Genomic DNA, 26,222 nt, shown 5'->3' on the forward strand with positions numbered 1-26,222 from the left:
CGCCGTGCCGTGTGATGGCACGGAGGTGGTCAGACAGTGGGCCGGCACTTCTTGCAGATTCCCGGGCCGACGAACGTCCCCGATCGGGTGCTGCGGGCCATCGCCCAGCCCACGATCGACCACCGGGGGCCCGCGTTCGCCCGGCTGGCGGCAGAGCTGCTCGAACGGCTGAAGACCGTGTTCAAGACCGCCGGGCCCGTCGTCGTCTACCCGTCCTCGGGCACGGGGGCGTGGGAGGCGGCGCTGGTCAACACGCTGTCGCCGGGTGACAAGGTGGTGGCGTTCGAGACCGGGCACTTCTCCGCGCTGTGGTGCGAGCTGGCCGCCAGGCTGGGGCTGGTCGTGGACGTCGTGCCGGGCGACTGGCGGCACGGCGCCGACCCGGACGCGCTGGCAGGCCGGCTCACGCCCGACGTCGCCGCCGTCATGGTGGTGCACAACGAGACCTCGACCGGCGTGCGCAGCCGCGTCCCGGAGATCCGCGCGGCCCTCGACCGGGCCGGGCACCCGGCGCTGCTGCTGGTGGACACGATCTCGTCGCTCGGCTCGATGGACCACCGCCACGACGAGTGGGGGGTGGACGTCACCGTCGGGTGCTCCCAGAAGGGGCTGATGCTGCCGCCCGGCATGGGGTTCAACGCGGTGAGCGCGAAGGCCCTGGCCCATCGGGGGCGGCTGCCCCGGTCGTACTGGGACTGGGAGCCGATCATCGCCGCGAACCGGCAGGGCTTCTTCCCGTACACGCCGCCCACCAACCTCATGTACGGCCTGCGCGAGGCGCTGATCATGCTGGAGGAGGAGGGCCTGGACGCGGTCTTCGCCCGGCACGACCGGCACGCCGAGGCGACCAGGCGGGCCGTGCGCGGCTGGGGGCTGGAGGTGCTGTGCGCCGACGAGCGCGAGCACTCCAGCTCGCTGACCGCCGTGCTGATGCCCGACGGGCACGACGCCGACGCGGTCAGGCGGCTGATCCTGGAACGGTACGACATGTCGCTCGGCACCGGGCTCGGGCGGCTGGCCGGCAGGGTCTTCCGCATCGGGCATCTCGGCCACTTCAACGATCTGATGCTCGCGGGCACGCTGAGCGGCGTCGAGATGGGGCTGTCGGCGGCCGGGGTGCCGATCAAGGAGGGCGGGGCGCGGGCGGCGCTGGCGTACCTGGAGGTCTCTTCGTGAGTCTGGCCCGCACGCTGGCCCCGCTGATCGCCGGCGACGTCCGGGACGACCCCTACACCAGGCACCTGTACTCCTCCGACGCCAGCATGTACGCCATCGAGCCGCTCGCCGTCGCCTTCCCCCGGCACGCGGAGGACGTGCAGGCCCTGGTGCTGGCGTGCGGCGAGCTGGGCGTGCCGGTGCTGCCGCGCGGCGCGGGCACCAGCCTGGCCGGCCAGACCGTGGGCGCGGCCGTCATCGTCGACTTCTCGCGGCACATGAACCGCATCCTGGAGATCGACGGCAGGACCGCGCGGGTACAGCCCGGCGTCGTGCAGGACCAGCTCAACCGGGCGGCCCGCAGGCACGGGCTGATGTTCGGGCCCGACACCTCCACCAGCAACCGGGCCACGATCGGCGGGATGATCGGCAACAACTCGGCCGGCAGCCACTCCATCCTGTACGGCTCCACGATCGACCACGTCCAGGCGCTGCGCGTGGTGCTGGCCGACGCCACCACGCCCGACCTGGCCACCGACGCCCGGCTGAACGCGGCCGTCGCGCGGATCCTGGGCGGCCTCGACCTGTCGGGCTTCCCCCGCTTCTGGCGCCACTCGGGCGGCTACCGCCTCGACGCCGCCGCGCGGGGGGACCTCACCAAGCTGATCGTCGGCTCGGAAGGCACGCTGGCGGTCGTCACCGAGGCCACGGTGGGGCTGGTCGACCTGCCGAAGGCCAAGGCCATCGCCGTCGGCCACTTCGCCTCCACCCCGGCCGCCATCGCCGCCACCGCCGACGCCCTCGCCTTCGAGGCCGCCTCGGTCGAGCTGCTCGACAAGGCCATCCTGGAGCTGTCCAAGCAGCGCGTGGACTACGCCGGGCTCGGCGACATCCTGGCGGGCGAGCCGGAGGCGCTGCTGTTCGTGGAGTTCTTCGGCGACACCCCGGCCGAGGTGGCCGACCGGGTGGACAAGCTGGCCGCGATCTGGAAGTCGAACGGCCACGGCTACCACACGCTCCGCGCCGTCACCGCGCAGCAGCAGGCGGCCGTGCTGAAGGTGCGCAAGGCCGGGCTCGGGCTGCTGATGGCCTCCAGCGTGGGCAGCCGCAGGCCGCTCGCGTTCGTCGAGGACACGGCCGTGCCGCCGGACCGGCTGCTGCCGTACGTCGAGGAGTTCGCGCGGATCCTCGGCCGCCACGGGCTGCGGGCCGGCTTCTACGGCCACTGCTCGGTCGGCTGCCTGCACGTCCGCCCGTTCGTGGACCTGCGGCAGCCGGGCGAGATCGGCACGATGCGGGCCGTGGCCGAGGAGATCGCCGACCTGGCCGCCCGGCACGGCGGGGTGAACTCCAGCGAACACGGCGACGGGCTGGCCCGCTCCGAGTTCAACCGGCGCCTGTTCGGCGACGCCGTCTACGAGGCGATGCGGCAGGTCAAGCACGTCTTCGACCCGCACGGCCGGCTGAACCCCGGCAAGATCGTGGACGCCCCGCCGATGACCGAGCACCTGCGCGACCCGGCCATGCCCGCGCCGCCCCCGCTGGCCACGACCCTCTCGTTCGGGACGGGCGGCCTGCACGGGGCCGCCGACCGGTGCATGAACGTCGGCGTGTGCCGCAAGGACGACACGGGCGTCATGTGCCCGTCGTACATGGCCACCCGCGAGGAGGAGCACTCCACCCGCGGCCGGGCCAACGCCCTGGTCAAGGCGCTGTCGTCGCCGGATCCGCGGCAGGCGCTGGGCGACGAGCGGCTGCACGGCATCCTGGACCTCTGCCTGGAGTGCAAGGCGTGCCAGTCGGAGTGCCCTCTCGGGGTCGACATGGCGGCGATGAAGAGCGAGTTCCTCCACCAGTACCAGCAGCAGCACGGCGTGCCGCTGCGGGCGCGCGCGTTCGGCGCGATCAGGGCGCTCAACCGGCTCGGCTCGGCCACCGCGCCGCTGTCGAACTGGCTGGCCGGCGCCGCCCGCGGCCCGCTCGGCCTGAGCCGGCGTCGCCCGCTGCCCCGCTTCCAGCGCGGCAACCTCCTTCGCTGGTACGCCCGCCGGCCCGTCAAGGGGACCGGCCGGGAGGTGATCCTGCTGGCGGACTCCTTCACCACCTACACCGAGCCCGCCGTCGGCCGCGCCGCCGTCGAGCTGCTGGAGCGCGCCGGCTACCGGGTGCGCCTGGCCTCCGAGGGCTGCTGCGGCCGCTCCAGCCTCTCCAAGGGCCTGCTCGACCGGGCGCGGGCGATGGCCGGGGACATGGTCGCCCGCCTGTCCGGCTCCGACGCGCCGATCGTCGGCCTGGAGCCGTCCTGCCTGCTGACGCTCAAGGACGAGTACGCCGCGCTGCTCCCCGGCGATCCGCGCGTGGCGGCCGTGGCGGCCCGCGCCAGGCTCGTCCCCGAACTGCTCGCCGAGGCCGTCGACGACGGCTCGCTGGCGCTGGGCGACGCGCTGCGCGGGCGGCGGATCCTCCTGCACGGCCACTGCCACGAGAAGGCCGTCACCGGCACCGCCGCCACGCGCGAGCTGCTGTCCAGGATCCCGGGAGCGGAGGTGACGGAGATCGACGCCGGCTGCTGCGGCATGGCCGGATCGTTCGGCTTCGAGACCGAGCACTACGACCTGTCCATGAAGATCGGCGCTCTCCGGCTCTTCCCGGCGATCGCCGCATCCTCACCCGACACGCTGCTCGCGGCCACGGGGGTCTCGTGCCGCCAGCAGATCGCACACGGGGCGGGACGCGCCGCCCGCCATCCGGTCGAGCTCATCCGCTGGGCGGCCGGCCTGCCATAACGCCTCGGGGGAGATCGGAGTACGCAGTGTCCGCAGAGCTCCTGTCCATTCTCGCCCTCATCGCCATGTTCGTCGTGGCCACGATCTTCCCCGTGAACCTCGGGGCGCTGGCCCTCGTCGGCGCCTTCCTGGTCGGCACGCTGGCCGCCGGCATGGAGACCGACGCCATCCTGGACGCGTTCCCCGGCAGCCTGTTCGTGATCCTGGTCGGGGTGACGCTGCTGTTCGCGATCGCCACCAACAACGGGACCGTCGACTGGCTCGTCCGCGCCGCGGTGCATCTCGTGCGGGGGCGGCTGGCCGCGATCCCGCTGGTCGTCTTCGTCATCTCGGCGCTGCTGACGGCCGTGGGCGCGCCCGCGCCGGCCGTGGCGGCGATCCTGGCGCCGATCGCGTTCGGGTTCGCGGCCGACTACAGGATCCATCCGATGCTGATCGGGCTCATGGTGGCGCACGGGACGCAGGCGGGCGCGTTCTCGCCGATCAGCGTGCTGGGCGGGATCGTGAACGGCGTCACCAGCGAGGCGAACCTGCCCGGGAACAACCTGGTGCTGTTCCTGTCGAGCTTCGCCTTCAACGCCGCCGCGGCCGTGGCCGTCTTCTTCGTCTTCGGCGGGCGCCACCTCGTGGGCCGCGACGCCCTGAGCCCGGCCGCCCCCGAGGGCGGCACCCCCGGCACTACCGCGACCGGCCCCACCGCCACCGGCCCCACCGCCACCGGCCCCACCGCCACCGGCCCCACCGCGACCGGCAACGGCACGCCGTCCGAAGAGCCCGCGCCCTCCCCCGCTCCGGCCGCGAGCGCCGCACGAAGCGGCACCGCGACCGCGACCACCCCCGGTGGCGGGGGCGAGGTCGAGGCGGAGCCCGCGACCGGCGGCAGCCTGCGCCTCACCCCGCACCAGGCCCTCACGCTGACCGGCATCCTCGCCCTCTGCCTGGCCGTCCTGGCCTTCAAGCTGGACGTCGGCCTGACCGCCGTCACCGTGGCCGTCGTCCTCATGCTCACCTCCCCCAGGTCCAACAAGGGCGCCGTGGAGAAGGTGGCCTGGCCGACCGTGCTGCTGATCTGCGGCGTCGTCACGTACGTCGGCGTCCTCCAGGAGATCGGCACCGTGGACTACGTCGGCTCGGCGGTGGCCGCGATCGGCATCCCGCTGCTGGTGGCGCTGCTCATCTGCTACGTGGGCGGCGTCGCGTCGGCCTTCGCCTCGACCGTGGGCATCCTGGGGCGCGCTGGTGCCGCTCGCCGTGCCGCTGCTGTCGCAGGGCACGCTGGGCCCGATCGCGATGATCGCGGCGCTGTCGGTGTCGTCGGCGATCGTGGACGTCAGCCCGTTCTCGACGACGGGGGCGCTGCTGACGGCCAACGTCAGGGGCATGCAGCGCGACGACTTCTACCGCAAGCTGCTGGCCTACGGCGGCGTGATCGTCCTGGTGGGCCCGCTGGCGGCCTGGGCCGTCCTGGTCGTCCCCGGCTGGCTCGGCTAGCTCGTCCCCCGGCCCTCGCGGCATGTGAGATCCGTCCGTGATCGCATGCGGCCAGGATTCTCCTGCGCCCCATCGACAGCGGAGGAATCCCCCATGCACCGACGCCTCACGACCGCGCTCCTCGCCACGGGCCTGGCCGCCGCCACGCTCACCGGCGGCCAGGCCCACGCCGCGCCCGCTCCCCCCGACCCGGTCAAGAGCCTGCGCGAGTACTTCGCCGAAGGCCGCGGCGTCCGGGTCTCGGAGACCACCGTCAGCAAGCTCCCCTCGGACAAGAACCTGGAGCCGGCCAGAACCACCGGCACGATCGGCTTCGGCAGGTCGGGAGCCGTGGACTACGACCTCGCCACGTCGTGGCGGATCACCGTCGGGGACAAGCGGTCATCGCAGGAGCTGCGGGCGGTGAAGGTCGGCCGCCACACGTACGTGCGCGGCTTCGAGTGGGGCCCGATGCCGGAGGGCAAGACGTGGATCCGGTTCAGCCCGGGGGTGGCGTCCTGGGGCAACACCGGCCAGCGGGGCGACCAGGTCGTGGACGTCTTCAACCCCCGGATCCTGCGCACGCTGCTGGCCAAGGCGACGGTCCGCGAGGGCGGCGAGTACCGCGGCGTGGTCACCAGGGACGACCTGTACGAGAAGTACGACCACGCGTGGTTCAAGAAGGTCTCCTACCGGCTCTTCCTCGACCGCCGCGGGCTGCCCGTCCGCCTGATCACGGAGTACTCCTACACGAGCGTGGGCGTGGACATGGACGGCAACACGGTCAAGGACTCCGCCCACCCGCTGATCGACACCCGCTACACCGGCTACGGCGCCAAGGTGAAGATCACGCCGCCGCCGGCGGAGGAGGTCGTCTCCTTCGACGACCTGGAGGGCCCGTTCGCCCAGCCCGAAGGCGACGAGCCGCTCACCCTGGACCGCAACGCCATCACCCCTCGTTGATGTGCAGGTCCCGGCCCGCCTGGTAGATCCGGCCCTGGCCGCTCGCCCTGGCCTCCATCACGATGGAGCCGACGCGGGCCTGCTCGGCCGGAGCCGGCGCGGGCCGCAGCACCTCGTCCAGCACCCGCTGGATCTCCCCGGCCATCGCCGGGTCCGCGCGCAGCATCGCCTGCAGCCGCAGCTGCCAGGGCCCGGCCAGCGCCCGCTCGGTGTCCTCGTCGCCGTCGGCGCGGGCCTCCAGCACCTGTTCGCGGACGATCTCCAGCTCCGCGCCGACGGCCTCGGCCTCCGCGGGACGGGCCCGCCGCCACAGCGACACCGTGCCGTCGCGCGCGGCCTGCCAGTCGTCGCCGGCCATGGCGGCCACCAGGGCCCTGCCCGCCGCCACCACGATCCGGTCCATGCGGCCCCTCCCTCGAACGCACTCCTGCGTTCACCGTAGAGCGCGAACGACCCCGCCGCCGACCCTATCGCCGAGGCCGGGAGCGGAGGTTTGATCAGAGGGCACATCCATCTGCCTCCGGAGGCGACAGTGGCTTACCAGCTCATCGTGCTGTACAACCAGCCGGACAACGCCGCGGCGTTCGACAAGCACTACGACGAGACGCACGCCCCGCTCGCGTCCCGCATGCCGGGCGTGCGCTCGTACACGACCATGCGGCCCGCCGCCACCGGAGGCGAGCAGCCCCCGTACCACCTCGTCGCCGTGCTGACCTTCGACGACCAGCAGGCGTTCGAGGCCGCCGCGACCAGCGAGGAGGGCCAGGCGGCGGTGGCCGACCTGGCGAACTTCGCCGGGAAGGGCGCCACGCTGCTCACCGGGCCCGCGGGCACGGTGGTCTGAGCGCGCCTGGGCGGGTCGTCACTTAACCGATTCACAGCGTACGGCTCCGTCACCCACGGCGATCCGCCCTGCTCGCGCCCATCGAAATGGTTCGACAACGCCGCAGCGCCTTGATGAACCAGTTAATCCACGTATTGACGCCCCTTGGCCGCGTCTATAGCGTCCACAGTCGCTGACCGCATGTCACCCTGGAGGCGCATGATGCGGAATCGGGGACGGCCCGTCGCGGCCCTCGTCTTGTCCCTGGCACTCGTCTGGCCGATCCTCACCCCACCCGCCGCCCAGGCGGCACCCCCTCCCCCGCCCCTGGCGGCCACGCCGCCCATGGGCTTCAACAACTGGAACGCGTTCGGCTGCGACGTCAACGAGACACTGATCAAGGAGACGGCCGACGTCCTCGTCTCCAGCGGGCTCAAGGACGCCGGCTACCAGTACGTCAACATCGACGACTGCTGGTCGCTGCGGGAGCGCGGCCCGGACGGCCGGCTCGTGCCGGACCCGGCGAAGTTCCCGAGCGGCATCGAGGGCGTGGCCGACTACGTCCACAGCAAGGGGCTCAAGCTCGGCATCTACGGCGACGCCGGCACCAAGACGTGCGCCGGCTACCCCGGCAGCCTCGGCCACGAGGAGCTCGACGCGCAGACCTGGGCGGACTGGGGCGTCGACTACCTGAAGTACGACAACTGCAACAACCAGTCGGACGGCTCGCAGGAGGACTACGTCCGGCGCTACACCGCCATGCGCCAGGCGCTCGACAGGACCGGGCGGACGATCGTGTACTCGATCTGCGAGTGGGGCACCTCGCAGCCGTGGACGTGGGCCAAGGGCATCGGGCACCTGTGGCGTACGACGGGTGACATCAGCGACAACTGGGCGAGCCTGCGCTCCATCATCCGGCAGAACGCGCCGCTGGCCCCGTACGCCGGGCCCGGCCACTGGAACGACCCCGACATGCTGGAGATCGGCAACGGCGGGATGACGGCCACCGAGTACCGCACCCACATGAGCATGTGGGCCATGATGGCCGCCCCGCTGATCATCGGCACCGACCTGCGCACCGCCTCCGCCGAGACGATGGCGATCCTCGGCAACAGGGAGCTCATCGCCATCGACCAGGACCGGCTAGGTGTGCAGGGCGCGGTCGTCTCGGACGAGAACGGCCTCATGGTGCTGGACAAGCCCCTCGCCGGCGGCGACCGGGCCATCGCCCTGTACAACTCCACCGACACGCTGGCCACGGTCGGCGTCGCCACGGGCGAGACCGGGTTGCGGCGCGCGGGCGCGTACCGGCTGACGGACGTCTGGACCGGCGCCACGACCCAGGTCCGCTCCACGATCTCGGCGGGCGTCCCGGCGCACGGCACCGTGGTCTACCGCGTACGCCCGCTGCGCGACCCCGCCACGGTCGCGCCGGCGGTCGCGGTCGGCGCCGGACTCGGCACGGTCGTCCCCGGCCCCACCAGCGACACCACCCCGCCGACGACCGGGCCCGCGTCAGCGGACGGCGCCACACCGGCAACCGCCGCATCCGAACCCGCCGGCGACGACACGCCGGCGACGGCAGGGCCCGAACCTGCCGGTGGTGGCGCGCTGACGACGACCGTGACCAACCGCGGGGTCGGCGCCATCCGCGACCTGTCCGTGGCGGCGGAGGTGCCGGCGGGCTGGACGGCCGCCCCGGCGACCCCGGCGCGGCGCGCCCGGCTGGCCACGGACGCCACGCTGGAGACCACCTGGCAGATCGGCGTCCCCGCGGACACCCCCGCGGGCCGCTACCCGATCGACGTCACAGCCTCCTACAGGTGGGGCCCCCGGCAACGCGCCGCCACCACCTCCAGCCAGATCATCGCCGTGGTCGTGACCGCCCCCGAGGACGGCCGCCGCCACCTGAGCACGATCTCCCCCGTCACCTCGGCCAACGCGACCGGCCCCGTGGAGGCCGACCAGAGCAACGGCGGCCCTCTGGAGAACGACGGCAACCTCATCACCATCGCCGGCCAGGTGCACACCCGCGGCCTGGGCACCACGACCGGCAGCGAGCTGCGCTACTACCTCGGCGGCCGGTGCTCGCGCCTCGTCACCGACGTGGGCATCGACGACGAGGCGGCGGGCGGCCCCGCCACGTTCACCGTGTACGCCGACGACACCGCCGCCGCGGCCAGCGGCCCCGTGGCCGCCGGCGAGGCGCCGAAGACCCTCACCGCCGACCTGACCGGCGCGGCGTGGCTGCGCCTGGTGGCGGAGTCCGCGGCGACCGGCACTCACGCCGACTGGGCAACACCCGTGCTGACCTGCGGCGGCGTACCGGACGACAGCCCGGTCCTGCCGGAGTCGCGGACCCTGTTCTCCTTCGAGACCGGCACCGAGGGCTTCACCATCGCCAACCCGGGCGACGGCGGCACCGTGGCACAGTCACCCCTCTTCCACACCGAGGGCGCGAACGGCCTCAAGGTGTCCACCCCGGTCGCCGGCAACTGGTTCGGCAGGCCGCTGTCCACGCCGCTCGACCTGTCCGGCGCGACGATGCTCAGGTTCGACCTGAAGGCCGGGGACGTCGGCACCGTCGGCGAGATCGCCGTCCAGGTCGGCGAGGGCTTCTCGTGGTGCCAGGGCGGCCTGTGGACCTGGACGAACCCGCACTCCAGCAAGACCGTCACCGAGCGGTTCGACCAGCTCAGCTGCCCCGCCGGTGTCACCCTCGACCGGAGCGACGTCCGCGCGGTGTGGGTGTTCCTCAACACCGGAGGCGAGGTGCTCATCGACAACGTCAGGGCCGAATGAAGCGGTTTTGGTAATCTCCATGGGTCTTGACGCCGTGCGGCACGGGGCCGCACGGCGCGGCCGAGCGGAACAGAGGTGGGATGACGCAGTCGCCCGGATCGCAGGACGAGGGCACGGGGGCGCGGCGTGGCCGCCGCCCCGTCCGGCCCGACCCGGGCTCCGGCCCCGTCGCGCTCCTCGCACACCGGCTGTGGGAGCTCAAGGAGCAGGCGGGCGACCCGTCCTTCGCGGACATGGCCTCCCGTCTCGGGGCCGCGGCCTCCAAGTCCTCCCTCGCGGCGGCGGCCCGGGGCAGCACGCTGCCGAGCTGGGAGACGACCTGGGAGTTCGTCCGCGTGCTGGCCGTCGACCGGCTGGGCCGGGACGCGGACGAGGTCAGGCGCGAGTGGCGGGCGTACTGGGAGGAGGCCGCGCACGGCGGCCCCGCCGCCAGGCGCGAGAACACGACGCGCGACGACACGAGACGCGACGACACGCACATGTCCACGTCCGGCGCCCCCGGCGCCGGGGCCTCACCGCCGCCACCTGGAGACGACCGCCCCTCACCTGAAAACGCCCACCCCTACGGCGACCGCGCCTCCACCGAAGAGGACCCCCCTTCGCCCGGTGGCGGCCGATCCCGTCGCGGCAGGCGGGCCGCCGTCCTGGCCGCGATCTGCGCGGTGGCCGGCGCGGCAGCCGTCCTCATCGGCTGGATCCTCCCGTACGTCGCGGACGACGCGCCGAGCGAGCCCGCCGCCCGCCCCACCCCGCCGATCAGCCTGCCGATCACCCCGCCGATCACCCCGCACGACGACTCGGTCTTCGAGCAGGACGTGACCTACCCCGACGGCACCGTCGTGCAGCCGGGCACGTCCTTCGACAAGACCTGGCGCATCCGCAACGCGGGCAACGTCCACTGGCAGGACCGCTACCTCACCCGCATGAACGACACTCCCTGCAAGGCCCCCAAGCGGGTCGCGATCGTCCCGGTCCTGCCGGGCGAGTCGGTCGACATCACGGTACGCGTGCGCGCCGCCGACTCCCCCGGCCGCTGCAAGATCTTCTGGAAGATGACCGACGAACACGGCACCCCGCTCCTGGCCGCCAAGAAGCCCATCTTCCTGGACGTCAGCGTGGCCTGAGCGAGGCGGCACCGCCCACGCCCAGCCGGCTCAGCGGTAGGCGGTGGCCTGGAGGGTGTAGAGGTCGGCGTAGAGGCCGTCGAGGGACATGAGGGTGTCGTGGTCGCCTTGTTCGGTGATCCGGCCGTGGTCGAGGACGTAGATGCGGTCGGCGTAGCGGACGCTGGCCAGGCGGTGGGTGATGAGCAGGACGGTGCGGCCGTCGGCGTGGTGGCGGATGCGTTCGAAGAGGGCGTGTTCGGCGCGGGCGTCGAGGGCGGCGGTGGGTTCGTCGCAGATGAGCAGGTCGGCGTCGCGGTGGAAGCCGCGGGCGACGGCGATGCGCTGCCATTGGCCGCCGGACAGCTCGTGGCCGTCCTTGAAGCGGCGGTCGAGCAGGGTGCGGTAGCCGTGGGGGAGGCCGGCGATGACCTCGTCGGCGCCGGCGACCGCGGCGGCGGCGTGCAGGGCGGGCTCGCCCTTGCCGGTGCCCATGGTGATGTTGTAGCGGGCGGTGAGGGGCCAGCGGGTGTGGTCCTGGGCGATGACGGCGGTGCGCAGGCGCAGGGCTTCGGGGCTGACCTGGCGCAGGTCGGTGTCGTCCCAGCGGACGGTGCCGGTGTCGGGTTCGTACAGGCCGGACAGGATCTTGGCCAGGGTGGTCTTGCCGGAGCCGTTCTCGCCGACGAACGCGATCACCTCGCCCTGCTTGATCTCGATCGACACCCCGCGCAGGGCCGGAGCGGAGGCGCCCGGATAGGTGAAGGTCACCTCCGACGCGGTGACGCACTCGAAGCCCTCGGGGGCGGGGGCCGGGCGCGGCACGGTCAGGCGGCGCTCGGCCTCGGCGCAGAAGTCGAGGAAGTCGGTGAAGTAGAGGCCCTCCTCGTAGAGGCGGTTGGTGGCGTACATGAGGTTGCCGAGGGAGGTCTGGCCCGAGCGGATGGCCAGGACGGCGGTGCCGGCCACGGCCAGGGGGATGGCGGCGACGGCGAGCAGGACGCCGAGCGCGACGTAGACGAGCGCCGTGCCGAGGCCGCCGAGCGCCTCACCCACGAGCCTGGCCGCCATCTGCCGGCGGGCCAGGCCGAGCATGACGTCCTGCTCGGCCCTGGCCACCGCGTCGTACATGCGCAGCAGGAAGCCGCGCATGGTGAACGCGCGCACCTCGGCGGCCGGCTCCCGCTCCGCCAGGAGCTGGCCGATGATCCACTTGCGGCGGCGGGCCGGGATGAGCGCGTACATCGTGGAGTAGCGCATCCGCGCGCTGCGGACGGCGGCCCAGGCGTCGGGGAGCACGGCCAGCAGGAGGAGCGGGAGCAGCACCGGGTGCAGCACGCCGAGCACGCCCGCGGCGGCCACGATGCCGACGGCGGCGGTGACCGTGTCGACGGCCGACGTCACCACCGAGCTCGCCATGGACACGCCGCGGCTGCCGGCGCGTTCCATGGCGTCGTGGAAGTCGGGGTCGTCGTAGGCGACGAGCTCCACCTGGCTGGTCAGGCCGTACAGGCGCTCCTCGGTGAGGCGGGCGATCTGCGGGGTGAGGCGTGACTGCGCCCAGCCCGCGCCGGCCTGCGTCGCCGTGCGCAGCACCGCGGCGCCGGCGACGAGGGCCAGGCCGGGCAGGGCGGCCATGACGCGGCCGGGGGTGGGGCCCTCGCTGAACAGGGCGGTCAGCACGCCGGTGGTGGCCAGGAGACCGAACGCGGTGAACACCCCGCCGAGCAGGTTGAGCGCGACCGTGGCCAGCGCGTCGCGCGGGCTGGCCTGCCAGGCCATCCGCATCGCCTGGCCGACGAGCGAGGGGAGCCTTCTGGCGATGGTCAGGAAGCCGACCTCCGCCATCTTGTCGGTGTGGGCGTACCAGGAGGAGAAGGAGATCTCGCCGAGTTCGAGTGGCTCGTTCTGCATGCATTGAGTGTGCACGCGACCACCGACAGTTTCCGATGGCGGATGACTGGCGGAGTCATGTAACTTTCACGGCTTGTTGACGGCCGATTTGAACGTTGCAATACTCCCCACGGTTCTTCCGCCGCAAGCCTTCCTCTCGCCGGATATCCGCGCAGTTGAGAGGCTTGCAGGGTGATGAATCGATTCATTCTCCTCCGGAATCCCCCACCTCCAGGAGCTGAGTATGCGAAGCAGTAGCAAGCCCAGGACCTTCGGCCTGGCGGCCGGGCTCACCGCGATGGCGCTCGTGGCGGCTCCCCTGTCCGCCCCGGCCGGCGCCACGACGTCCGCGCTCGCGTGCGGCGACGGCTCGTACAACGCGGAGGCGGTGCTCAGCGGCAGCACCTGGACCGCGCGCAACGGCAGCAGGACGGTCTACACCGGGACCAGCATGCTGTCGGCCATGCAGGCCGCCGTCGGCAGCCTCACCGCCGGCCGCACGTCGAAGCAGCGGGTCGTGGTCCGCGGCTCCGGCTCGATGAGCGCCGGCTCGCGGCTGTCCCTGCCGAGCTACACGGTGCTGGACGTCTGCGGCACCGTGAACGTGACCGGCTCGGGCTCCGGCGACCAGGCCGTCGTGTACGCCAGAGGCGTCACCGACGTCGAGGTGCAGCACCTCAACGTCACCGGCGCCCCGCTCTACGGCATCTTCGTGCGCAACGGCGTCAACGTCACGCTCGGCCAGATCGACCTGCGCCTGTCCGGCGGCCTGGGCATCCGCGTCGACAACCACGGCGACCGCAGCGTGCGCACCAGGAACGTGCGCATCGGCAACGTCTACGTCTCCGGCACCAGCACCCACGGCGTGGAGACGTACGGCGTGGACGGCCTGACCGTCGGCACCGTCACGGCCCGCAACACCGGCCACTCCGGCCTGCTGCTGAACGACACCATCAACGCCACGGTGAGCACGGTCGACGCCCAGGGCGCCGGCACCGGCACCGGCTACGCGGCCTTCCGCATGGCCAACAGGAACGGCCGGATCGGCAGCTCCTACCCCACCAACATCCGCGTCGGCCAGGTGATCGCGCGCGGCGGCGGGCGCGGCGTCTTCTGCGTCTCGGAGAGCGGCGGCGCGGTGATCGACCGGGTGGACCTCGCGCAGACCGGCAACAACGCGATCCTCATCGAGAACTGCCACAACGTGAACATCGCCGCCCAGGGCGGCACGGTGACGGGCCCCGGCGACATCCGGCTGGCGGCCCGCTCGGAGTTCCCCAACACCTCCGACATCGTCATCCAGAACCTGACGGTGACGAACTCCGCCATCACGGAGAACCCGTGCGGCGTCAACACCACCTTCAGGAACAACACGCTGGTCAACAGCCGACAGACGATCTGCTGAGCGGCCATATCACGGCGATAGGGGCAATTTGCTACGTCTCCAGGACGAGGGGGTGCGCATACCGTCACAACACCCCCAACTCCTGGAGGAGGCCCCGTGTCAAGACCTCTCCGCATCATGCTCTCCGTCGTCCTCAGCCTGGCGTTCCTGCTGGTCAACGCGCCCGCTCAAGCCACCGCCCTGGTCACGGTGCTCAGGTACGACGCCGGCCGGGCCGCCGAGTTCAGCGCCACGATCGACCAGGCGGCCCAGGTCTGGAACGCCAACGTGGTGAACGTCCGGCTCGTCCGCGGCACGCCCGCCCACTTCGTCGTGTACGCCGACAACGGCTGGCCCCGGGCCCTGCCCACCAGCCTGGGCCGGGGCACGATCTGGATGGGCCGGCAGGCCGTCAACCAGGGCTACTACCCGCTGCGGATCGCCACCCACGAGATCGGGCACATCCTCGGACTGCCCGACCGGCGCACCGGGCTCTGCAGCGATCTGATGTCGGGCTCCAGCGCGCCCGTGAGCTGCAGGAACGCGACGCCCAGCGCCGCCGAGCGAGCCGCGGTGGACCGGAACTTCGCCGGTGGCACGCCGCAGGTGGAGTTCGGGCGGCTGTACGAGGAACGGTAAGAGGCCGGCCGGCCGGTGGTGCGGGGCTCGCACCACCGGCCGGGGCCGCGCTCAGGCGCAGGTGTATCCGGACGGCAGGGAGGTGTCGCCGTTCGGGCGGGTGCCCTGGAAGCCGAACGACGTGCTCGCGCCCGGGCCCAGCGAGCCGTTGTGCCCCACGTCGCGGACCGTGACCGTCCGGCCGGACGTGGTGAACGTGCCGTTCCAGCCGCCGCTGATCGCGTGGCCGGCGGGCAGGGTGAAGGTGACGGTCCAGCCGTTGCGGGGCGCCGTGCCGGTGTTGGTCACCGTGACCTGGATGACGTACCCGGTGCTCCACTGGCTCTGCGTGGACGGGGCCGCCGTGCAACCACCGCCCGTGCCGCCCGTGGTGGTCAGCGTGACCGTGCCCGAGCGCGGCGAGCGGTTGCCGGCCGCGTCCCTGGCGTAGACGGCGAACGTGTAGGAGGTGTTCGCGGTCAGGCCGGTGAGCGAGGCGGAGGCGGTGGTGGAGGTGGTCGCCACCGTCTCGGCCGTGCCCTGTAAGCGGACGACGTCGTACCCGGTCACGCCCACGTCGTCGGTGGCGGCCGGCCAGGTCAGGGTGGCCGAGGTGGAGGTGACGGCGGAGGCGGCGGGCGTGCCCGGCGCGGTGGGCGGGCTGGTGTCGTCCTCGCCGGACGGCTCGTACGTCAGGCCGAACCCCTGCGCGAACAGCGGCGCCTTGCCGTCACCCGCGTTGATCGGCTGCTGGGAGGCGCTGCTCATCCAGGTCATCGGCAGCTTCCCCGCGGGCTGCGCGGCGCCGAACAGCACGTCGGCCACGCCCTGCCCCTCGGTGCCCGGCAGCCAGGCGGCCACCAGCGCGTTCCAGCCGGACAGCTGGGAGGCGACGTCCATGGGACGGCCGGAGACGAGCACCACGACGACCGGGACGCCGGAGGCGCGCAGGGTGTTGATGGTGTTCAGGTCGGCGGTGTCCAGGCCGAGGCCGCCGGGGCGGTCGCCCTGGGTCTCGGCGTACGGGGTCTCGCCGACGACGGCGATGGCGGCCCGGTAGCTGCCGTCGATGCCGCTGCCGTCGCGGCTGTAGGTGACGGTGGTGCCGGAGCCCACGGTGTTCCTGATGCCCTGAAGGATGGTGGTGCCGGTCGTGATGTTGCCCGACGAGCCCTGCCAGGAGATCGTCCAGCCGCCGCTCTGGTTGCCGATGTCGTCCGCGCTCTTGCCGGCCACGAAGAGCTTGCCGCCGGTCCTGGCGAGCGGCAGCACCCCGCCCGCGTTCTTCAGCACGACCTGCGACTTGGCGACCGCCTCGCGGGCCAGCGCCCGGTGCGCCGCGCTGCCCACGGTGGAGGTGTACGACCGGTCCGTGCGCGGCTGCTCGAACAGCCCCAGCTCGAACTTCTTGGTCAGGACGCGGCGTACGGCGTCGTCCACGCGCGCCGTGGTGACCCGCCCGGCCTGCACCTCGGCCCGCAGCAGGTCGATGAAGCGCCGCCACTCGACGGGCACCATGACCATGTCGATGCCGGCGTTCACGGCGGTGCGCACGTCCTGCGCGGAGGTTCCGGGAGCGCCGTCGATCTGGTCGACGCCGTTCCAGTCGGAGACCACGAACCCGTCGAAGCCCAGCTCGCCCTTGAGGACCGTGGTGATCAGGTACTGGTGGCCGTGCAGCTTGGCGCCGTTCCAGCTGCTGAAGGAGATCATCACCGAGCCGACCCCGCGCTCCACGGCCGCCTCGAACGGCGGCAGGTGGATCGCCCGCAGTTCGGCCTCGGTGAGCTGTGTGTTGCCCTGGTCGGTGCCGTTCGTCGTGCCGCCGTCGCCGACGTAGTGCTTGGCGGTGGCCAGCACGGAGGCGGGGCCGTTCAGCGTGCCGCCCTGCAGGCCGGTGATCATCGACGCCATCGAGGAGGGCAGGTCGGGGGTCTCGCCGAACGACTCGTACGTGCGGCCCCACCGGTCGTTGCGGGCCACGCACAGGCAGGGCGCGAAGTTCCAGTCGATGCCGGTGCCGGACACCTCCTCGGCCACGGCCCGGCCGATCCGCTCGACGAGGGCGGGGTCACGGGTGGCGCCGAGGCCGATGTTGTGCGGGAAGATCGTGGCGCCGTGCACGTTGTTGTGCCCGTGCACGGCGTCCACGCCATAGATCATGGGAATGCCGAGGGGCGTGGCCAGGGCGGCGTTCTGGTACCTGTCGTACATGTCGGCCCAGCCCGTCGCCGTGTTCGGGGAGGGCGCGGAGCCGCCGCCCGACAGCACCGAGCCGAGCCGGTACGTGGTGACGTCCGCCTCGCTGACCGAGCCGCGCTCGGCCTGGGTCATCTGGCCGAGCTTCTCATCCAGCGACATCCGGGACATGAGGTCGGTGACGCGGGTGGCGACGGGGAGGGTGGGATCCTGGTAGGGGAAGGCCGCGACGGCCGCCGCGGGCGGCGCCGTCACCAGGCTCGCGGCGACGAGCACCAGCGCGGCGGCCCTGCTCGTCCATCTTCTGCTCGGGTTGCTCATGGCACGCTGCTCCGCGCTCGGCTCGAAGGGTGGTTTTGGGAGCGCTCCCAAACGCACTCTAGGTCACATCTGCCGAGTTTCCCGGGGCCGCGGCGACCGGCGCCCCGCCGATCCCCGGGCACCAGGGAAAACGGGGCGCGATCCGGTGAAACTTTCATCGCCGCTTTACCGCCTGTGAGGCGGTGCCGATAATACACACAGGAAAGCGCTTTCCGACCTCGACCGACGTCCACCGGAGAGCACCATGCCCTTGACCGCGTCACGCCCCTCGCTCCTGGCCGCCGTCCTCGCGGCGATCCTCCTGCTGCCACCGGCCGCCACGGAAGCCCAGGCTGCGGCGGACACCCCTGCCGGCTTCGCCGCCGTCAACGCGCTCGGCCAGAACGGCACCACGGGCGGCGCCGACGGCAGGACCGTCACCGCCACGAACGCCGACCAGTTCCTGGAGTACATCGACAGCCTCGAACCCCTGATCATCCAGGTCCCCGGCACCATTGCGATCACCAGCAAGCAGGGCGTCCGCCCGAACAAGACCATCGTCGGCGTCGGCGCCTCGGGCCACATCACCGGCGGCGGCCTGGACTTCTACCGGTCGTACAACGTGATCGTGCGCAACCTCCGGTTCACCGACGCCGAGGACGACGCGGTCAACATCGGCCAGAACTCCCACCACATCTGGATCGACCACAACACCTTCTCCGGCGCGGTGGACGGCTCGGTGGACGTCGTGCGGGGCGCCGACTACGTCACCGTCTCCTGGAACCACTTCGACCACTCCGACAAGTCGATGCTGATCAGCCACTCCGACGGCGCGGGCGGCACCGACATCGGCCACCTCAAGGTGACGATCCACCACAACTTCTTCGACCACAGCAGGCAGCGGCACCCGCGCATCCGCTTCGGCGAGCCGGTGCACATCTACAACAACTACTTCCTGGGCAACGAGCTGTACGGGGTGGCCTCGACCGAGAACGCCGGGGCCGTGGTCGAGGGCAACTACTTCGAGAACGTGCCGCACCCGCTCCACTCGGCCGGCGGGTACGCCGACAGCGGCCCCGGCAGGGCGGTGCAGCGCAACAACGTCTTCGTCAACTCCGGCACCCCCGAGGTGGCGGGCACCGTGACCGAGCCCCGGACGTACTACGCCTACACGCTCGATGCGCCACAGACCGTCCCGTCAGCGGTCCGGGCGGGCGCCGGCGTCGGCAAGATCGGATAGGGGCATGAAGCGGTCAGCATCTGATCAACCCCGCTGAAGTCGCCCCGGTCACCCGCCTGAGCGCCCTCTGTCGTCCCCGAGGTCCAAGCAGCACGACCGGCCTCGGGGGACCTCATGTCTGGTGGACGGACGCGCACCACGGCGCCGCCCCGGTCTCCGCGTCCCCGTCCATCGCCTCGGCCGGCACGGGCGGGTCGCTGCGCCTGACCGGCGGCGCACTCACCGCGGGGGCGTGACCAGCGCCGACAGCAGGCGGTCGGCCTCCGCGGCGATGCCCGGCAGGTCGGCCGCCGGCTCCTTCGACCTGGCCAGCAGCATGCCGCCCTCGCACAGCGCGCCGAAGACGAGCTGCGCGCGGGCGTCCAGGTCGCCGTCCGGCGCCTGGCCGGCGGCCACGGCCATGCGCAGCCCGTCGCGCAGGATGCGCAGCATGTGGTCGTGCTCGATCTCGCGTACGGTCTCCCACCCGAGCACCGCCGGCGCGTCCAGCAGCACGATCTGCCGGAACCCGGGGTCCAGGCAGTGCTCCAGGAAGGTGCGGCAGCCCCGCCGCAACGCGGCCCACACCTCGGCCTCCTCGGCGGCGATGCCCAGCAGCTTGGCGTCCACCGCCTCCAGCTCGGCCACGAAGGCCGCGCGGAACAGCTCCGCCTTGCCGCCGAAGTGGTGGTAGGCGGCCCCCTTGGTCACCCCGGCCGCGGCGGCGACGGCGTCGATCGAGGTCAGCGCGTATCCGGTGGCTCCGAACCGCTCCCGCGCGGCGCCCACCAGCCGCCCGGTGGTCTCGTCCGAGCGCTCTGCCTGGGTACGGCGAATCATCCTGCTCCCATTGACTTACATACTCGGAGTACGTAACTTCGAACATAGTTACGTACTCCGAGTATCCCAACGAGGAGCACTCATGTCACCACCGCACATCGCCGTCTACGGCGCGACCGGGCACACCGGCCGCCTGGTGGCGGCCGACCTGCGCGACCGGGGCGCGGAGGTCATCCTGGCCGGCCGCGACGGCAACGCGCTCAAGGCCATGTCCGAGGAGCTGAGCGGCGCCCTCGTGCACGAGGCCGCGCTCGACGAGCCCGCCTCGCTGCGCGATCTGGCGGGCTCGGCGGACGTGCTGATCCACTGCGCGGGCCCCTTCACGGACACCGGCAGGGCCCTGGCCACGGCCGCCGCGCAGGCCGGCTGCCACTACGTGGACCACGCACTGGAACAGCATCACACGAAGTGGATGTTCGACACGATGGGGCGGCCCGCACGCGAGGCGGGCATCACCATGGTCACCGCCATGAGCTTCTACGGCGGGCTCGGCGACCTGCTCGCCGGCGCGGCGGCCGCCGGCATGACGGGCGTCGACCGGGTGATCACCGCGTACTCGGTGACGGGCTGGCGCCTGACCACGGGGGCCAGGAAGACCGCCGAGCTGCTGTTCGCCGACACCCGGCGGATCACCTACACCGACGGCGCCGAGCACGTCGGCTACGTCGAGCCGCGCAACGCCGTCTTCCCGTTCCCGCCGCCGCTGGGGCCGCGCACGATGATCGCGCCCGTGCCGTTCCCCGAGGTCGTCACGGTGCCCAGGCACGTCGCGGCGCGGCAGGTCGAGGCACAGCTCACGGCGCACACGTTCGAGGAGGAGCAGGCGTTCACCAGCGAGCACGTGGACGCTGCCACCAGAGCGGGCTCCCACTTCACGGTCGCCGCGCAGGTGATCACGCCGGACGGCAACCGGGCCGGCCAGGCGCGCGGGCACGACCTGTGGCGGATGAGCGCGCTGGCGTCGGTCGAGGCCGCCGTCCGGCTGGCCGGCGGCCGGGGCCCGGGGCCCGGCGTCTTCGGCCCGGCCGAGGCGTTCCCCGCCGAGCCGTTCCTGCGCGACCTGGAGCGCCTCGGCCTGTTCAGGCTCACCCTTCAGGAGGAGAGATGATTCTGGTCACCGGAGCGGCCGGCGGGCAGCAGGGCTCGACCGGGCGGCTCGTCACGGAGTTGCTGCTGGAGCGCGGCGAGGAGGTGCGGGCCTTCGTGCGCGCCGACGACGAGCGGGCCGCCGAGCTGCGCAAGCTCGGCGCGGAGGTGGTGGTGGGCGACCTGCGCGAGATCTCCGCGGTCCGCCCCGCCATGCGCGGGGTCACGCGGGCGTTCTTCACCTATCCGGTGACGGCGGGCCTGCTGGACGCGACCGCCGCGTTCGCCGCCGCCGCCAGGCAGGAGGGGGTGGAGCGCGTCGTCGAGGTGTCGCAGCTCGACGCCCAGCCCGAGGCCGGCACGCCGCGCATGCGCCGGCACTGGCTGTCGGAGGAGGTCTTCGACTGGGCCGGGGTGGGCGCGGTGCACCTGCGCGCGGCGGTGTTCTTCGAGAACCTGGCCGTCGTCGCGGCCGCCGCCGGCCGGCTGGCGCTGCCGCTGGGCCCGCCCGCCACGCGCATCCCGCTGATCGCGGCCGCCGACGTGGCCGCGGTGGGTGCGGGGCTGCTGCTGGACCCGGCTCCGGCCGATCCGGTGTGCCTGCTGACCGGGCAGATGTCCACCGCCGGGGAGGCGGCGCAGGCGCTCGGCGTGGAGTACGCGGACCTGCCGCCCGAGGAGTGGGAGGCGGGGGCGATGGACGTGTACGGGGATCCGTACGCGGTCGAGCACCTCACCCACCTGTGGGCGATCTTCCGCGCCATCGGCGCCGGCGACCATCCGCTCTACCGCGTCACCGACACCATCGAGCGGCACGGCGGCCGGCCTCCCATGACCCTGCGGGAGTTCGCCGCCGGCTGGAACCGCCCCTTTCATGACAACATCGCGCCGTGAACTGATCCCGGAACGACGAGACCCCCGGCCGGTGGGCCGGGGGTCTCGGTCAGTCAGCGGGGATCAGCCGGTGAAGCCGACCGCCGTCCAGTCGTAGAAGGAGTAACCCTTGGCGCCGAGGTTGGCCAGGGTCTTCTTGGCCGCCTGGATGTCCGGGCGCTGGTACAGCGGGATGGTGTGCACCATGTCCCAGACGAGCTTGTCAGCGGCGTTGGCCTTCTCGATCGCCTTGACAGGGTCCATCTCGCCCACGGCGTCCTCGATGGCGGCGTCCACGGCCGGGTCGCTCGCCTTCGGGAAGTTGCTCTCGGAGCCGGACTTGTAGATCTGCTGCAGGCTGCTGATCGGCTGCGGGTCGCCGATCCAGGAGAACGGCACCAGGTCGAAGTCGCCCTTGATGATGTAGTCGGTGAAGAACTTGTCATCGGGCACCGGCCGGATCGTCACCTTGACGCCGGCCTCCTTGAGCATGGCCTGGGTGAGCTCGCCCTCGGTCTTGGCGTACGGCAGGCCCGACGGGACGACGAAGCTCAGCTCGAACTCCTTGCCGTCCTTCTTGCGGTACTCGCCTTCCTGCTTCCAGCCGGCGGCGTCGAGGAGCTGCTTGGCCTTGTCCAGGTTGTACTTGCCAAGGTCGCCGGAGTTGTCGACGTAGCCCTTGTGGTTGTTCATGAAGACGTGGTTGCCGAGCGTCTGCAGCGGCCAGTCCATGTCCTTCAGGTCCGACTGCGTGATCACGTCACGGTTGATCGCGTACTGCACGGCCTGCCGGACCGACTTGTCCTTCAGGAAGTCGCTCTGGTTGTTGACCGTGATGTGCCGCCAGTTCGGGCTGAGCGCCTTGCGGATGTCCACGTTCGGGACTTCCTTGGCCCTCTTGAGGTCGGCCGGGCTGCCCGGCGGGATCTCCACCATGTCGAGCTCGCCGTTGGCGAAGGCGTTGACCTGCGCGGCGGGCGTCTCGATGGCACGGAAGATGATCTTGTCGAGCTTGGCCTTCTTGCCCCACCACTTGTCGTCACGCACGAGCGTGAGCGTCTTGGTGCCCTCGTCGATGCTCTCGACCTTGAAGGGCCCGGACGTGACCGGGATCTTCTGCAGGTAGTCCTTGTCGAAGGCGTCCGGCTCCGTGATGTACTTGGCCGGCATCAGGTGCGGCGAGCGGGACAGCATGCTGTTCCACTCGGGGTACGGCTTCTTGAAGGTGAGGATCGCGACCTTGTCGGTGTCACCCTTGGTGACCGACTCGACCTGGTCCCAGCCCTCGGTGGAGGCCGGCTTGAACTTCTTGTTCTCGCCGTTCTGGGCCTTCCACTGGGCCTCGATGTCCTTCCACGTGATCGGCGTGCCGTCGGACCACACGGCCTTGTCGTTCAGCGTGTAGGTGACGACCTGCTTGCCCGACGACAGGTCGTTCTTGATGTCGGCCAGGTAGTCGGGGTTCGGGGTGAAGGTCGCTTCCTGGTCGGACCTCATCAGGATCGGCAGGACCGGGTCGAGCATGTCCGCCGTGTCCCGCTGGTTGCCGTCCACGTGGATCGGGTTCCACTGGCTCGGCCACTGGCCGATGCTGAGGGTGAGGGTGCCGCCGTCCTTGACCTGCTCGTAGGGGACGGGGTTGATGCTGATGGCCGGGGTCTCCGCCATCTGCTGCTGCGCCTGCTGGGACTGCTGGGCGTTCGGCTGGCTGTTGTCGGTGGAGCCGCCGCCTCCGCCGCAGGCCGAGGCGGCCAGGGCCAGGACCGCCAGCCCAGCGGCCGCACGGTAACGAACCTTCACTCTTCCTCCTGATTGTCCGAGGCCGTGATGACCTCGATCTCCTCCGCGTAATGGCAGGCGGCGCCGTGGTCGACGCGGTTCGCCAGCCGGGCAACCGAGGGCTCCTCGTCCACACACCGCCGCCGCTCCGCCTCGCTGAGCCGGGCGAACTTGGGGCAGCGAGTACGGAACCGGCACCCCGACGGCGGATCCGCCGGGCTCGGCAGATCGCCCTCGAGCAGGATCCGCTTGCGGGTGCGCTCCATCTCGGGGTCGGGCAGTGGGATCGCCGACAGCAACGCCTGCGTGTAGGGGTGCGCCGGGTGGTCGTAGACGTTCTCGACCGTCCCGATCTCGGCGATCCTGCCCAGGTACATGACGGCCACACGGTCGGCCAGGTGCCGCACCACGGCCAGGTCGTGGGCCACGAACAGGTACGACAGGCCGAGCCTGTTCTTCAGCTCCTCCAGCAGGTTGATCACACCTGCCTGGATGGAGACGTCGAGCGCGGACACCGGCTCGTCCAGCACCAGCACCTTCGGCTCCAGGGCCAGCGCGCGGGCGATGCCGATGCGCTGACGCTGACCGCCGGAGAACTGCTGCGGGTACCGCTCGGCGTGCTCGGCGGCCAGCCCGACGAGCTGCAGCAGCTCGGCGACCTTGGCCCGCACGTCGCCCGTCTTGCCGTGCGCGCGCAGCGGCTCGGCGATGATGTCGCCGATCGGCATGCGCGGGTCGAGCGCGGCCATCGGGTCCTGGAAGACGATCTGCAGGTCCCCGCGCAGCGCCTTGCGCGCGGCCTTGTCCAGCTTGGCGCTGTCCTTGCCGAGCACCACCACCCGGCCGCCCTGCGGCGGCTCGAGCTGCATGATCTGCTGCAGCGTGGTGGTCTTGCCGCATCCCGACTCGCCGACCAGGGCGAGCGTCTCGCCCTCGGCGATGTCGAAGCTGATGCCGTCCACGGCGAACACGGTGCCGACGCGGCGCTTGAAGACCGCGCCCTTCATCAGCGGGTAGTGCCGCTTCATGTCGTCGAGCTCCAGCACGGTGGCGCGCTCGGCGCGCGGCACGCGTACGACGTCGCTCGGCGGGATCACCGGCACCGGGAACACGTCGGCGCCGGTCAGGCCCTTGTGCTCGATCTCGTGCGCGCGGATGCAGGCGACGTGACGCCCGCCGCCGAACGGCGTCAGCGGCGGCTCCTCGTCGTCGCACATGTCCACCTTCATCGGGCAGCGCGGTGCGAACGGGCAGCCGGGCGGCAGCGAGGCGGGCGAGGGCGGGTTGCCCTCGATGGGCACGAGCGGCCCCTCCTCGCCGTCGATCCTGGGGATCGAGGCGAGCAGCCCCATCGTGTACGGCATGCGCGGCCGGTAGTAGATGTCGTCCACGGGCCCCTGCTCGACCGGGCGGCCCGCGTACATGACGAGCACCCGGTCGGCCATGCCGGCGATGACGCCCAGGTCGTGGGTGATCATCACGATGCCCGCGCCCGTCTCCCGCTGCGCGGTCTTGAGCACCTCCAGGACCTGCGCCTGGATGGTGACGTCGAGCGCGGTGGTCGGCTCGTCACAGATCAGCAGGTCGGGGTCGTTGGCGACGGCCATGGCGATCATGGCGCGCTGCCGCATGCCGCCGGAGAACTCGTGCGGGAACGACTTGGCCCGCAGATTCGGGTTCGGGATGCCGACGAGGTCGAGCAGCTCGACGGCGCGCCTGGCCGCCTTGTCCTTGCCGATCTTCTGGTGGATGCGGACGGCCTCGGCGATCTGCTCGCCGATCGTGTAGACGGGCGTGAAGGCCGACAGCGGATCCTGGAAGATCATGCTGATGGCCTTGCCGCGCACCTTGACCAGGTCGTCTTCCTTCATGCCGAGCAGCTCTTGGCCGTGCAGCCTGACCGAGCCGCTGACCTGGGCGTTGCGTGGCAGCAGCCCCATGACGGCGAGCGAGGTGACGGACTTGCCCGAGCCGGACTCGCCCACGATGCCGAGCACCTCGCCGCGCTCGACCTCGTAGCTGACGCCGCGCACGGCCTGGATGCCGCCCGGGAAGGTGACGGTGAGGTCCTTGACCTCCAGGATGCTCACGAGTTGCTCCCCGGGTCGAGTGCGTCACGCAGGCCGTCGCCGATCAGGTTCACGCTGAGCACCAGCGCGACCAGGAGACCTGCGGGGAAGGCGAACAGCCACGGGTAGCCGGTGGCGTTGCGGGAGCCCTCCGCGATCAGCGTGCCGAGCGAGACGTCCGGCGGCTGGATGCCGAAGCCGAAGAAGGACAGCGCCGCCTCACCGATGATCGCGCCGCTGACGTTGAGCGTGGCGTCGATGATCAGCAAGGAGGACAGGTTGGGCACGATGTGCCGGAAGATGATCTTCCAGCGCGGGATGCCCATGTAGACCGCGGCCAGCACGTACTCCCGCTCGCGCAGCGACAGCGTCATGCTCCGGACCACCCGGGAGGTGATCATCCAGGAGAACGCGGCCAGCAGCGCCACGAACCACAACCACGACGCGCCTTCCCTGAGCCGGGGCGAGACGATGGCGATGATGAGGAAGCTCGGCAGGACGAGCAGCAGGTCGACGCCCCACATGAGCATCTTGTCGATCCAGCCGCCGAAGTAGCCGGCGAAGGCGCCCACGATCGCGGCCAGGCCGGTGGAGATCAGCGCCACCAGCAGGCCGATGATGATCGACTTCTGCATGCCGCGCAGCGTCACCGCGTACATGTCGGCGCCGATGGAGGTGGTTCCCCACCAGTGGTCGGGGCCGGGGGCGGACAGGAAGGCCATGAAGTCCTTCTCGGTCCAGTCGTACGGGCCGAAGAAGGGGCCGATGTAGGCCAGCGCCACCAGCAGGATCAGCGCGAGGAACCCGTAACGGGCCTGCTTGTTGGCCAGCAGGCGCTTGAAGACGACTTTCGATCGCAT

19 protein-coding genes are annotated in these 26,222 nt (G+C 71.7%); 12 read left to right on the forward strand and 7 right to left on the reverse strand.

Annotated features, from left to right (window positions below; genetic code table 11):
* Window positions 1-36: 36 nt before the first annotated feature.
* Genes HD597_RS36220 through HD597_RS36235 form a run of 4 tightly spaced genes read left to right on the forward strand, consistent with a single transcriptional unit; the run spans window position 37 to window position 6,374 of the window.
* Window positions 37-1,176 carry a pyridoxal-phosphate-dependent aminotransferase family protein gene (locus tag HD597_RS36220; RefSeq protein WP_253748094.1) on the forward strand — a complete coding sequence of 380 codons (1,140 nt, stop codon included), beginning with the start codon at window positions 37-39 and terminating at the stop codon, window positions 1,174-1,176.
* Window positions 1,173-3,941 carry an FAD-binding and (Fe-S)-binding domain-containing protein gene (locus HD597_RS36225; RefSeq protein WP_253748096.1) on the forward strand — a complete coding sequence of 923 codons (2,769 nt, stop codon included), beginning with the start codon at window positions 1,173-1,175 and terminating at the stop codon, window positions 3,939-3,941. The genes HD597_RS36220 and HD597_RS36225 overlap by 4 nt, the downstream gene beginning before the upstream one ends.
* 26 nt (window positions 3,942-3,967) lie before the next feature.
* Window positions 3,968-5,473: an SLC13 family permease gene (locus tag HD597_RS36230; protein ID WP_253748098.1), complete on the forward strand. Its 1,506-nt coding sequence runs from the start codon at window positions 3,968-3,970 to the stop codon at window positions 5,471-5,473.
* 52 nt (window positions 5,474-5,525) lie between these two features.
* Window positions 5,526-6,374: a hypothetical protein gene (locus tag HD597_RS36235; protein WP_253748100.1), complete on the forward strand. Its 849-nt coding sequence runs from the start codon at window positions 5,526-5,528 to the stop codon at window positions 6,372-6,374.
* Here the strand turns inward: HD597_RS36235 and HD597_RS36240 are convergent.
* Window positions 6,361-6,777 (reverse strand): hypothetical protein, encoded by a 417-nt coding sequence (locus HD597_RS36240; RefSeq protein WP_253748102.1) that lies wholly within the window; start codon window positions 6,775-6,777, stop codon window positions 6,361-6,363. The two genes, HD597_RS36235 and HD597_RS36240, sit on opposite strands and share 14 nt — an antisense overlap.
* Before the next feature lie 129 nt (window positions 6,778-6,906).
* Between HD597_RS36240 and HD597_RS36245 the strand changes: the two genes are divergently transcribed.
* From HD597_RS36245 to HD597_RS36255, 3 genes are all read left to right on the forward strand, one after another.
* The gene (locus HD597_RS36245) at window positions 6,907-7,218 is read left to right on the forward strand and encodes an EthD family reductase (protein WP_253748104.1); all 312 of its coding nucleotides are present in this window, start codon (window positions 6,907-6,909) and stop codon (window positions 7,216-7,218) included.
* 198 nt (window positions 7,219-7,416) lie between these two features.
* Window positions 7,417-9,999 carry an NPCBM/NEW2 domain-containing protein gene (locus HD597_RS36250; protein ID WP_253748106.1) on the forward strand — a complete coding sequence of 861 codons (2,583 nt, stop codon included), beginning with the start codon at window positions 7,417-7,419 and terminating at the stop codon, window positions 9,997-9,999.
* 80 nt (window positions 10,000-10,079) lie between these two features.
* Window positions 10,080-11,123 (forward strand): NBR1-Ig-like domain-containing protein, encoded by a 1,044-nt coding sequence (locus tag HD597_RS36255; protein ID WP_253748108.1) that lies wholly within the window; start codon window positions 10,080-10,082, stop codon window positions 11,121-11,123.
* 30 nt (window positions 11,124-11,153) lie between these two features.
* Here the strand turns inward: HD597_RS36255 and HD597_RS36260 are convergent, their stop codons facing one another.
* The gene (locus HD597_RS36260; protein ID WP_253748110.1) at window positions 11,154-13,016 is read right to left on the reverse strand and encodes an ABC transporter ATP-binding protein; all 1,863 of its coding nucleotides are present in this window, start codon (window positions 13,014-13,016) and stop codon (window positions 11,154-11,156) included.
* 223 nt (window positions 13,017-13,239) lie between these two features.
* On the opposite strand from HD597_RS36260, the gene HD597_RS36265 reads away from it, so the two are divergent.
* Together HD597_RS36265 and HD597_RS36270 are read left to right on the forward strand one after the other, a co-directional pair.
* Window positions 13,240-14,400 (forward strand): hypothetical protein, encoded by a 1,161-nt coding sequence (locus tag HD597_RS36265; protein ID WP_253748112.1) that lies wholly within the window; start codon window positions 13,240-13,242, stop codon window positions 14,398-14,400.
* 96 nt (window positions 14,401-14,496) lie between these two features.
* Window positions 14,497-15,018, forward strand: a complete 522-nt coding sequence (locus HD597_RS36270; RefSeq protein WP_253748114.1) for a snapalysin family zinc-dependent metalloprotease — start codon at window positions 14,497-14,499, stop codon at window positions 15,016-15,018.
* A gap of 51 nt (window positions 15,019-15,069) precedes the next feature.
* Here HD597_RS36270 and HD597_RS36275 read toward each other — a convergent pair whose 3' ends face one another.
* On the reverse strand, window positions 15,070-17,517 hold the full coding sequence (locus tag HD597_RS36275) for a glycoside hydrolase family 3 N-terminal domain-containing protein (protein ID WP_253748116.1): 2,448 nt from the start codon (window positions 17,515-17,517) through the stop codon (window positions 15,070-15,072).
* Window positions 17,518-17,761: 244 nt separating this feature from the next.
* On the opposite strand from HD597_RS36275, the gene HD597_RS36280 reads away from it, so the two are divergent.
* On the forward strand, window positions 17,762-18,736 hold the full coding sequence (locus tag HD597_RS36280) for a pectate lyase family protein (RefSeq protein ID WP_253748118.1): 975 nt from the start codon (window positions 17,762-17,764) through the stop codon (window positions 18,734-18,736).
* Between the two features lie 219 nt (window positions 18,737-18,955).
* Here HD597_RS36280 and HD597_RS36285 read toward each other — a convergent pair whose 3' ends face one another.
* On the reverse strand, window positions 18,956-19,555 hold the full coding sequence (locus tag HD597_RS36285; protein WP_253748120.1) for a TetR/AcrR family transcriptional regulator: 600 nt from the start codon (window positions 19,553-19,555) through the stop codon (window positions 18,956-18,958).
* An 82-nt stretch (window positions 19,556-19,637) separates the two neighbouring features.
* On the opposite strand from HD597_RS36285, the gene HD597_RS36290 reads away from it, so the two are divergent.
* On the forward strand, window positions 19,638-20,663 hold the full coding sequence (locus HD597_RS36290; RefSeq protein ID WP_253748122.1) for a saccharopine dehydrogenase NADP-binding domain-containing protein: 1,026 nt from the start codon (window positions 19,638-19,640) through the stop codon (window positions 20,661-20,663).
* Window positions 20,660-21,535, forward strand: a complete 876-nt coding sequence (locus tag HD597_RS36295) for an NAD(P)H-binding protein (RefSeq protein WP_253748124.1) — start codon at window positions 20,660-20,662, stop codon at window positions 21,533-21,535. Before HD597_RS36290 ends, HD597_RS36295 begins: the two co-directional genes overlap by 4 nt.
* 63 nt (window positions 21,536-21,598) lie before the next feature.
* Here the strand turns inward: HD597_RS36295 and HD597_RS36300 are convergent, their stop codons facing one another.
* Genes HD597_RS36300 through HD597_RS36310 form a run of 3 tightly spaced genes read right to left on the reverse strand, consistent with a single transcriptional unit; the run spans window position 21,599 to window position 26,222 of the window.
* The gene (locus tag HD597_RS36300; protein WP_253748126.1) at window positions 21,599-23,314 is read right to left on the reverse strand and encodes an ABC transporter family substrate-binding protein; all 1,716 of its coding nucleotides are present in this window, start codon (window positions 23,312-23,314) and stop codon (window positions 21,599-21,601) included.
* Entirely contained in the window at window positions 23,311-25,383 is a 2,073-nt protein-coding gene (locus HD597_RS36305) for an ABC transporter ATP-binding protein (protein WP_253748128.1), read from the reverse strand. The genes HD597_RS36300 and HD597_RS36305 overlap by 4 nt, the downstream gene beginning before the upstream one ends.
* Complete coding sequence (locus HD597_RS36310; protein ID WP_253748130.1) at window positions 25,380-26,222, reverse strand: ABC transporter permease; 843 nt, start codon at window positions 26,220-26,222, stop codon at window positions 25,380-25,382. Before HD597_RS36310 ends, HD597_RS36305 begins: the two co-directional genes overlap by 4 nt.

Origin of the sequence: Nonomuraea thailandensis, assembly GCF_024172165.1 — a bacterium.
In the GTDB taxonomy this organism is placed as follows: domain Bacteria; phylum Actinomycetota; class Actinomycetes; order Streptosporangiales; family Streptosporangiaceae; genus Nonomuraea; species Nonomuraea thailandensis.